Raw genomic sequence first — 9,468 nt, forward strand, 5'->3', positions numbered from 1 at the left:
TCAATTCGCCGAGGCGACAGGTGATTTCGAGGGTGACGGGTCTGCGGAGACGCCGTCGTGGGCGACCATGGCGTCCGCGCGGGACAGGCTTGGACCGGCTGCGAGCAGGCCGACGATCGGCCACGGTGCCGGTTCGGCCTTGGTGCCCGAATCCGAATCCATGCCGAGCGCCTTTTCCGCGTCGGAGTCCTTGATGCCGTAGCGGACGCCGGTGTCGGCGATGTAGAACTTGCTGTCCTTGCGGCGGCTGTCGGGTTCGATACCGGTGGTCTGGACGAAGGCGCCGGTGCCCGGCGGGATGTAGACCGAGTCGGCGTTGGGGCCGGTACCGTCCGCTTGAGCCAACGGCACGACTTTGGCTTTATCCGGAATCGGCAGAGCCACACCGGTGAGCACGGTCAGTTCGGCGCGATTGCCGCCGTCCTTGTTGTCCGCGGCAGCGGCCAGCGGTTTCCAGGACAGGCAGCTGACCGGCTGGTCCTTGTAGTCGACGATGGACGGTACGACCTGCGGATACGCTTCGACCAGCAGTGCATTCGACACCGGCGCATAGGTCTTGTCGGTTTGATCGACGACGTCATTGCCCGACGTCGAGCGGTATCGGCCGCGGATGATCTCGGCGGTCACCGACGAGATCTGCTGCAGACCATCTTGCAGCACAACGTATTCCGTATTGGGCTGTGCGGGCACATGCACCACTTCGCCGATGCGGTGGTTGCCGACCGAGTAGCTCACCGGGCCGCCCGGATTATCGATCTTGGGCGGAATGATCGGCAGCACTTCGGGAATCGTATTGAGCAGGCCCTCACCGATCGGCCGTGCGGTCGCGCCGGTGATCTTCAATGCGTCGGTGACCGCGCGGTCCTTGAGGTCGACGCGGGCGCGCTTGCCCTCGTAGACCAGATACGCCGAGTCCTTGCCCTGCACCAGCAACGCCCGATCCCTACCCATGACCGAAGCCTTCTCACCGAGCGAGAGACTTCCAGCGAGCACCGAGGTCGTGAGATCCCTGCTGCCGTCCACCTTCATCTGGTCGCAGACAGTCCAGATCCGGCCCTTGCCGTCCTTGTCGAAGCGCAGCGAGGAGGGTGCGCCCGGAATGCCGATCAGCTGGCCCCGCGCCTTCTTGCCGATCTCGGATTCCTTGACGATGACGGCCTTTTCCGGCGATCCCGCGGCCAACCGGGCCGATGCGAGATTCAGCGTCGGATGCACCACATCGTTGATCACCACGTAGACGGCGCCGGATTCCTTGCCGATCAGGATCTTGTTGCTGCCGATCTTGTCCTGCGGACGCAGCAGTGCGAGCACGCCGCAACCGGCCAGCACCACGATCGCCATGATCAATCCGGCCGCGTAGGCGCGGGACTGGGAGCGCATCGGATCGTGCAGCATGCGCACATCCCGGCGCACCAGCGCGTGTTCCATCCGGCGGACCAGGAAGCGGTAACCGCTCACCTGCCACCGTGTAGTGGGTTTTGAAGGCATGTTTCCCTCCCCGAACAATGCTCGCGTTCGCGGAACACAGTACAGTTCCCGAGGACTATTGTTCAGCTCGGCCGCTGCGATACGGCCGATACCGGGTACTTGGGGGACGACGATGGCCGAACAAGCCGGCGCGGGACCACGCCCGCTGCTCGGGCGCATCTCACTGCGGAATCTGTTGATCGCACAGGTGATCGGGCTCGTCGCCGGACTGCTCGCCCTGTTGGCCGGGCTCGGCGCGTGGCCCGCGTTGGGCGTCGCGGTAGTCGCCGGACTGCTGCCGCTGATCCCGATTGCCAAACGCACCATCCTGGATTGGATCGCCACCTGGTGGCGCTACCTCACCCACGGTGATTACGAGCTCGGCGATACCGTCGACTACCGCGGCTCGGACGGTCGCTCGCTCGGGCTGTACTGGGACGGCAGCCGGGTTGTCACCGTCGTCGAGGTGCTGGCCCCCAAGGGCGGGCTGACCCGGATCGCTCGTACCACCGTGCACGCCTCGCATCTGCTGCCGCTGCCGGAATTGGCGAAATGCCTGAACCAGCACGATATTCTGCTCAGCGGTATCGACATCATCAGCCACGGTCACCGCAGTCGCTCCGGTACGCCCGCGGGCAAGATCTACGAATCGCTACTGGGACCGCTGCCCGCGACCGCACACCGGAACGTGTGGCTCGCCATCAGCTTCGACGCGATCGCGTGCCCGGAGGCCGCGGCCCGGCGCGGTGGCGGCAGCGAGGGCGCGTCACGCGCGGTAACCATTGCGACGCAACGCATTATGCGCACCCTGGAAGACGCGGACTGCAGTGCCCGCATCCTTACCGCACCCGAGATCCGCAAGGCGGTTCTGCAGGTCACGCAGGGCTTCGATCCGCGCACGCTGACGCATCGCTGGCGGAATGCCGAGATCGGCAACAGTGTGAACATCGGTAGTGCGGTCGACCCGAAGCGGCTCGGTTCGGATCTGCTCTCGCAGCTGTGGGTCGCGCCGTCGCGCGGTACGACCGTCGCGGTGCGGCTGCGTCCGGGTAGCTCGGCGGAATCGGTGAGCATCGGTGCGGCTTGGCGGCTGACCACGCGGGAACTGCCGGAGCGGACGAAGCTCAAGGGTCTGATCTCGATGAACGGGCGGCAGCGCGATGGTCTGCTCGCGCATCTCCCACTGGCCATTCCGGATCTCGACGACGCGGTTCCGGTGACGGAGTACCCGATCGATGTGATCGGTGCGCTGCATCTGCCGTCGTCGGGTTGCGGTCAGCTGATCGGCTCCGATGACGAGGGGCAGGGGGTCGCGGTCCGCATTGTCGGTACCGGTATTTCCACGGTGTATGTGGCCGGTGAGTTGTATCTGGCTCAGCAGCTGGTGTTCCGCGCGTTGGCGGTCGGTGAACGCATCCTGATCCGTACCGATCGAACGCATGCCTGGGAGAACCTGGTGACGACCATCGGGAATCCGGAGCGGCTGCAGATCGCGGTGGAGACGCATCAATCCGATGCCGGGTTCACCGCGACGGTGGTCGACGGTGTGCTGGCACCAGCGCCGCACGCCGGTGTAACGACGATCTATGTGACCGGAGATCCGATGGGGTGGCCCGCGACTCGGCCGGACCTGTCGATCCATCAGCCGGGGGCCATCGGAAACCATGTGGTGCTGCGGACCGGGACCGCTCAGGTCGATCTGACGTTGGTGTCGATTCCGCGTGAGGCGACGTATATCGGGCATCCGCGCGGGCGGCGGGCCATGGCGGGAAGTCCGCAGTAGCCGCTCGTTTCGGTGCGCGGCATTGAAGCTGCGGTAGGTCCTGTGGGCGGGCACCCACAGCCCAGCGTTCCGGTGACCTCAGCATCGGCTTCCGGCCAGTAGGTTTGCCGGGCAGTGCTGGGTACGTCGTGTGCCGTACCCGACTTACAGCAGCCCCGTAGGCAGCGCAATCATCTGGCTGTGGTTGCGTTCCAAGCTTTTTGGCGTGGGTAGTGAAATGGTGATAATAGTCGGCGCGTCGAACCACCATTCGACTGCCCTCGATGGGTTCCGCTCCTGGGTGGTCAGCCTGGGTAGGGGTTTGTGGTGCGGGCGGTGCGGAGAGTTCTTGCCCACCAGGCCAATTGGCGGATCAGGCGGTCGGCGGCGTCTATTGCGGCGCCGTCCTGGGTGTCGCCTGATTCGTCGAATCGCCTTTTGGCCTGGTGGAAGCTGACGGTTTCGCGGATGGAGACCATGTGGATTTCCGCGACTACCTGGCGGAGTTGTTCGACCGCGCGCAGGCCGCCGGAGAGGCCGCCGTAGGAGACGAAGCCGATGGGTTTGGCGCGCCATTCGTGTTTCGCATTGTCGAAGGCGGTTTTCAGGGACGCCGGGTAGCCGTGGTTGTACTCGGAGGTGATGGCGACGAAGGCGTCGGCGTCGGCCAGGCGTCGGCGATAGGCCTCGACCTCGGCCGTGCAGGTCAGGTCGGTCGGCAGCGGAGTGGTTATGAGATCGATGACGCCGGTGTCGAATTCGGGGGTCGCCCGCACCGTGCGCAGGAACCAGTCGGCGACCACCGGAGCGAATCGCTCCGGGCGCGTGCTGGCCACGATGACCTCTAGCCGTAGCGGAGTATCCACCGCGCGAGCCTAACTCGGTGTGCCGACGGTACGGTCGAAGCTGTGCGGCGATCTCGATTTATTCTCGGGATCGCCTCGACGCGCGGCTCGGTGATTCCGCATGATTGACGGGGCAACCCGGTGCGACTCTGGAGGAGACGACATGATCCTGGTGACCGGCGCGACCGGCAATATCGGCACGGAACTGGTTGCGGCACTGAGTAATTCCGGTGCTGCCGTGCGCGCATTGGTCCGCGATCCCGCGCGGGCACAGCTGCCCGCCGGTGTCGAGGCCGTGGCGGGCGATCTGAACCAGCCGGAAAGCCTGACCGAAGCCCTGGACGGGGCCACCGGAATGTTCCTGCTGCCGGGCTACGCCGACACCCCCGACCTGCTCGCCCGCGCGAAGAAGGCGGGCGTCCAGCACATCGTGCTGCTTTCCGGCGGTTCGGCGGCGCTCGAGGATATGAACAACGCGGTCTCCGCGTATATGACGCAGGCCGAGCGGGACGTGCGCGAATCCGGCCTCGCGTGGACCTTTCTGCGCCCGCGCTCGTTCATGTCGAATGCGCTGCGCTGGTTGCCGCAACTCGAACAGGGTGATGTCATCCGCGCCCAGTTCCCCGATGTACCGGTCGCCGCAATCGATCCCGCCGATATCGCGGCCGTCGCGGCGGTCGCCCTGACCGGCGGCGGACTGGCCGGGCGAGTCCTCGAGCTGACCGGACCGCGAGCGCTCGTGCCAGCCGATCAGATCGCGGTGCTGGCCGACGTGCTCAACCGGCCACTTGTCTGCCAGGGCTTGACGAATGCGGAGACACGGGCCGAACTCGAGGCCTCCATGCCGCAGCACTACGTCGGCGCATTCTGGAGCTTCTTCGTCGACGGCACCCTCGACGAATCCCAGGTCTACCCCACCGTGCAGGAAGTGACCGGCCGAGAACCGCGCACCTTCGACCAGTGGGCCTACGCACACGCCGACGCCTTCGCTGAGGCGTGATCTGTGACGACAGACCCACTGAAGACAGGCCAGCCCGAACGACGCGTACCAACTGGGTGACCTCGCGGCAGCAGGGACGAACGCCGCGCGCTCGAGAAAGCGCATTCCGCGAGTAGACGTGGCGCGCTCACTCGAACGCGGCGCGCCCAGCCGAAGGTCATGCTTCGCCGCGAGCACGCGGCTGCCCGACTGCTGCGCCTATCCGCATCCGGGCTGTTGCCGCCATGCACCGGGAAACGCTCTGACGGGGCGCGACCGTCTTCAGATCGGCGAGCCCGCCCCGGCCTCCGGTTTCGCCGACTCCGGTTGGGGGGCAGGCGTCCGCGTATTTGGTCCGGCATGGATCATCGGCTCCGGCCGGGGCGCATTCACGTTCGGCACCGGAGCATCCGGGCGGGAGCCGGGCCGCGCGATCGGCGCGGCGGGCCGTGTCTCCGGGTGCACCTGATGCTGGGGTGCGGTCGGCGGCGGCGCGGCTCGCACGTGAAGTGGAGCGGGTTCCCGTTGGGGTGTGGTGGTCTCGACCGCGGGGGCGGCGAGTTCGGCGAGACCGTGTATGGGTGGGATTCTGGCGGTGAAACCAAGTGTGCGCCTGGCTCGTTCGGGGTCGGCGGCGAGGTGGCGGGCGTCTGCGAGGAGGTAACGGCCGGTTACCACTGGGGCCGGGCCGCCGCGGGCTTTGGCCATGATCGACGCGACTTCCCACATGGTGATGGGGTGGCCGGAGGCGATGTTGAGGGGAACGAAGCCGGGTGGGCGACGGTCGACGGCGGCCACGGTGGCGGCCACGATGTCGTCGACGTGCACCACATCCCTGACCTGTCCGCCGTCCTCGTCGACCAATGGCGGGCGGCCCTGATCGAGTGCGGCGAGGAAGTTTCCGATGAAGCCGGATCGCGCGCCTTCGCCGTATCCGTTGTGGTAGCGCAATGCCGTGACGGCGGCACCGTTGGCCAAACCCCAAGCGAGCGCGTAGTTTTCCTGCGCCAACTTGCTGGCACCGTAGAAGCCGCGCGGACGCAACGGCGCATCCTCGGTGACCGGCTCCCAGATGAGCAACTCCCCGGTACGCGGCGCCAGGTGGTCGAACATGCCGCGATCGAGATCGGCCCGCCGCCGCAATCCGGGATAGATCGGCCCGCTGTTCATCCCGCGATAGCGGCCCTCGCCGTACACCACGATGGATGACGCGAGCACCAGATGACGCACCTTCGCCCGACCCATCACATCGAGCAGGACCGCCGTCCCGAGATCATTGTGCGCGGCGAACACCGCCGACTCCGGCCCGGAGGTGACGGCGGCGAGGTGACAAACGGTATCGATACCGCGCAGCAAAGGCTCGAGCGCATCGGCATCGCGCACGTCCACCCGCGAAACCCCATCCGGCACTTCCCCATCCGGCCCGAGTAGATCGACCCCGACCACCTCGTGTCCGGCTGCGGCCAATGCCCGCCGCAACCGTGCCCCGACGAACCCGGCTGCCCCGGTGACCAGCACTCTCATTGCATTCGCACCCCGCGTTCGGTTCCGAACCAACCTGACTAGCTGCTCGAACTCACGGTAGTTCGAACGGCAGCGACACTCCGGCATGGACACGGCAACGTTCGCAGGTGTCGATTCCGGTGACCGCCGAAACCGAGCGCCGGATCAACTCCTTGAACGGCCCGAGATTCTTCTTGAATTCGGCGAAGACGTCCACCGCGTGCACACCGTCGCCCTCCTCCAGCCCCGCATCCAGGTCGGTCACCAAAGCGACTGCGGCATAGCACATTTCGAGTTCCCGGGCGAGCACCGCCTCGGGATGTCCGGTCATATTCACCAGTTCCCAGCCCTGCGCGGCGAACCAGCGGCTCTCGGCCCGGGTGGAGAAGCGCGGGCCCTGCACCACGACCATGGTGCCCGAGGATTTCATCGGCAGCGCGTCCGTCGCGGATTTCGTTGCCGCGGAGCGCAGTTCGTCGCAGTACGGGTCGGCGAAGGAGACGTGCACGCCACCACCGTCGAAGTAGGTCTGCGGACGGCCGGAGGTCCGGTCGACCAGCTGATCCGGCACCGCGACGGTCCCCGGCCCCCAATCCGCGCGCAGGCTGCCGACCGCGCACGGCGCGAAGATCCGCCGCACCCCGATCGAACGCAACGCCCACATATTGGCCTGGTAAGGCAGCGTATGCGGCGCGAATTCGTGCTGTTTGCCGTGCCGGGGCAGGAAGGCCACCGGACGACCCTCCACCTCGCCGACCGCGATCGGCGCGCTCGGCTTGCCGTAGGGCGTCTCGACCTCGACGGTGGTCGCCTCGTTATCGAAGAAATCGTAGAAGCCACTACCGCCGATCACGGCGAGCGCGGGCCGAACATCCCAACTCATGCACCGATTCTCTCGCTCGTCCCCGGTTCCCGGCCAGACGGGTCCACATCCGGCCAACGCCCAGCGATCCGAGCAATTGCGCGGCAGCCTGCGCCACCCCCGCACCGTCGGCGCATTCGACGTGATCGCGGTCGCCGGTGTGCAGGCCAGCTTCTTCCTTTCCCCAGCCCTACCTGCAGGTCGGCGTGACGCTGATGATCCAATTCCTGGCGCCGCGGTGATCGGGCGGTGCGCGGACGGCGACCATCAGGGGCCACACATCGGTGGCAGACGCGGTGCAGAGCGCGGTAACCTGACAACGTCCTCGCAGCACTGTACCCTAGGGGGGTATTAATCAGGCCGGTCAAGCCGGTGAGCAGCGAGGAGACAGTCGGTGACATCCACCCCGTCGCACAATGACACCGCGCCAGGCAGTGACTCGGCGGGTGGCACCCACGACCATTCCGGCCATGGGTACATCACCGCCAAGGACGACTACCTCAAGCGCCTGCGCCGGATCGAGGGCCAAGCCCGCGGCCTGCAGCGCATGGTCGAGGAAGAGAAATACTGCATCGATATCCTCACCCAGGTCTCCGCGATGACGAAGGCACTGCAGGCCGTTGCGATGGGTCTGCTGGAGGACCACATCAGCCACTGCGTGGTGGACGCCGCGGTCGCCGGTGGCCCCGAGGCCGACGCCAAGATCAAAGAGGCCACCGACGCCATCGCTCGCCTGGTGCGTTCCTGACGCTCAACCGTGTCGCCGTCGGTACACCGCGGCCGCACCCGGATGCAATGGGACGGCATCGGTTCCGATGAGCGAGCGGGTATCCAGGAACTGGGTCCCCGCGGCCTCGGCGGGCACCAACCGATCCGCTCGGGAAACCAGCAGATCGACGATCGCCCCCGCCGCGGCATCGGACATGGTCGGGGCGGCGAGCAGCAGATTCGCGACGCCGACCGTGCGGACCGAACGACCGCTGTCGTAGGCGTCGGCGGGAATTTCGACCAGATCGTAGAGGTGTCCGAAGCGCTCCCGCATCGGCGCGGCCAACTCACCGAGTTCCACCAGCCGCAACCGCTGCGGCACATCGAGTGCGTCGGTCGGTACGCCGCCCGCCCATAGCAGCGCGTCCAGCTCACCGGATTCCACACCCGCGACCGCATCTCGCAGCGGTCGATGCGAGATATCCACATCCGAAACGGGATTCACGCCCGCGGCCCACAGCAGCCGCTCCCCGGTCACCGCCGCACCGGATCCGGCGGCCCCCAGGTTGACCCGGGTCCCGCGCAGATCGGTGACCTGCTGAATCGGCCCTTCCGACCGCACGGCCAACTGCAGATAGTTCTCGTACACCCGACCGAGCGCCACCAACGGAGCCCGCTCACTCTGCACCGAATCCGCCAGCGCCAGTGCGGCATCGACCTGCCCGTTCGCCAACATCCCCAGATTTTCCTGCGAGCCGGTCGTCGTCACCGGTTCGATCCGTACCGTGCCCTCCTCCCGGGCAACCGCCGCGAGCAGTTCCGCGAACGCGTGATAGAAGCCGCCGACCTCGCCCGAGGCCAGCCGCACGAGTTCCGGACTCCGACCACATCCGACAACACCGGCCCCGACACCGAAGACGGTGAGCGCCAGGAACTTCCGCCGCCGCATCACGACCGCACCGCCTGCGGCAACCGGATCTGGATCGCGAGACCGCGCGGCTGCACAGGGAGCACGGACAACGTCCCGCCGCGCGCTTGGGCCAGTGCCGTCGCAATCGGGAGCCCGAGGCCGGAGCCGCCGGACGACGCACCGGAGCCGCGGAAGAACCGGGTGGTCAGCTTGTCGATCTCGGCCGGTTCGACGCCGGTGCCATTGTCACGGACGGTCACCGTCACCCAGCCCGGCTCGACGTCGACCACGATGACGGTCTGCGTGCCCGGCCCGGCATAGCTGCACGAATTGCTCAGCGGCACATCGAGAATCTGGGCGAGTACATCGGCGGAAACCGCGGCTTCGGCCTCGGCGACCTGCGGTTCCGCTCGCAATTCCTGCCCGGCGCTC

8 protein-coding genes and 1 pseudogene are annotated in these 9,468 nt (G+C 66.9%); 3 read left to right on the plus strand and 6 right to left on the minus strand.

The features are described from left to right. Window positions 1–1,488 carry a type VII secretion protein EccB gene (gene eccB, locus NP3_RS07480; RefSeq protein ID WP_063039120.1) on the minus strand — a complete coding sequence of 496 codons (1,488 nt, stop codon included), beginning with the start codon at window positions 1,486–1,488 and terminating at the stop codon, window positions 1–3. Window positions 1,489–1,600: 112 nt separating this feature from the next. Between eccB and eccE the strand changes: the two genes are divergently transcribed. After that, a complete protein-coding gene (gene eccE / locus NP3_RS07485) occupies window positions 1,601–3,250 on the plus strand; it encodes a type VII secretion protein EccE (RefSeq protein WP_063039122.1) in 1,650 nt (549 codons plus the stop codon). Between the two features lie 284 nt (window positions 3,251–3,534). Here eccE and NP3_RS07490 read toward each other — a convergent pair whose 3' ends face one another. Further along, window positions 3,535–4,095, minus strand: coding sequence for an NADPH-dependent FMN reductase (locus tag NP3_RS07490; RefSeq protein WP_063039124.1), 561 nt, complete (start codon window positions 4,093–4,095; stop codon window positions 3,535–3,537). A gap of 142 nt (window positions 4,096–4,237) precedes the next feature. Here NP3_RS07490 and NP3_RS07495 point away from each other — a divergent pair, with 142 nt between their 5' ends. Next, complete coding sequence (locus tag NP3_RS07495) at window positions 4,238–5,074, plus strand: NAD(P)H-binding protein (RefSeq protein ID WP_063039126.1); 837 nt, start codon at window positions 4,238–4,240, stop codon at window positions 5,072–5,074. 534 nt (window positions 5,075–5,608) lie between these two features. Here NP3_RS07495 and NP3_RS07500 read toward each other — a convergent pair. Together NP3_RS07500 and NP3_RS07505 are read right to left on the minus strand one after the other, a co-directional pair. Further along, window positions 5,609–6,577, minus strand: a pseudogene (locus tag NP3_RS07500) (NAD-dependent epimerase/dehydratase family protein); the annotation flags it as partial. 52 nt (window positions 6,578–6,629) lie between these two features. After that, window positions 6,630–7,439: an S-methyl-5'-thioadenosine phosphorylase gene (locus tag NP3_RS07505; protein WP_063039128.1), complete on the minus strand. Its 810-nt coding sequence runs from the start codon at window positions 7,437–7,439 to the stop codon at window positions 6,630–6,632. Between the two features lie 373 nt (window positions 7,440–7,812). Between NP3_RS07505 and NP3_RS07510 the strand changes: the two genes are divergently transcribed. Further along, complete coding sequence (locus NP3_RS07510) at window positions 7,813–8,166, plus strand: metal-sensitive transcriptional regulator (RefSeq protein ID WP_174566180.1); 354 nt, start codon at window positions 7,813–7,815, stop codon at window positions 8,164–8,166. A gap of 3 nt (window positions 8,167–8,169) precedes the next feature. On the opposite strand, the gene NP3_RS07515 is transcribed toward NP3_RS07510, so the two are convergent. Together NP3_RS07515 and NP3_RS07520 are read right to left on the minus strand one after the other, a co-directional pair. Further along, window positions 8,170–9,075, minus strand: coding sequence for a TAXI family TRAP transporter solute-binding subunit (locus NP3_RS07515; RefSeq protein WP_063039130.1), 906 nt, complete (start codon window positions 9,073–9,075; stop codon window positions 8,170–8,172). Further along, window positions 9,075–9,468 (minus strand): ATP-binding protein (locus tag NP3_RS07520; protein WP_169814457.1); only part of this gene is annotated, 394 nt, incomplete at its 5' end. The genes NP3_RS07515 and NP3_RS07520, both read right to left, overlap by 1 nt.

It is taken from the genome of Nocardia pseudovaccinii NBRC 100343 (genome assembly GCF_001613225.1).
Lineage (GTDB): Bacteria > Actinomycetota > Actinomycetes > Mycobacteriales > Mycobacteriaceae > Nocardia > Nocardia pseudovaccinii.

Bases quoted from the DNA above. Each gene is read 5' to 3' on its own strand.
- NP3_RS07505 (WP_063039128.1), bottom strand. From the start codon at position 7,439: ATGAGTTGGGATGTTCGGCCCGCGCTCGCCGTGATCGGCGGTAGTGGC.
- NP3_RS07515 (WP_063039130.1), bottom strand. From the start codon at position 9,075: ATGCGGCGGCGGAAGTTCCTGGCGCTCACCGTCTTCGGTGTCGGGGCC.
- eccB (WP_063039120.1), bottom strand. From the start codon at position 1,488: ATGCCTTCAAAACCCACTACACGGTGGCAGGTGAGCGGTTACCGCTTC.
- NP3_RS07495 (WP_063039126.1), top strand. From the start codon at position 4,238: ATGATCCTGGTGACCGGCGCGACCGGCAATATCGGCACGGAACTGGTT.
- eccE (WP_063039122.1), top strand. From the start codon at position 1,601: ATGGCCGAACAAGCCGGCGCGGGACCACGCCCGCTGCTCGGGCGCATC.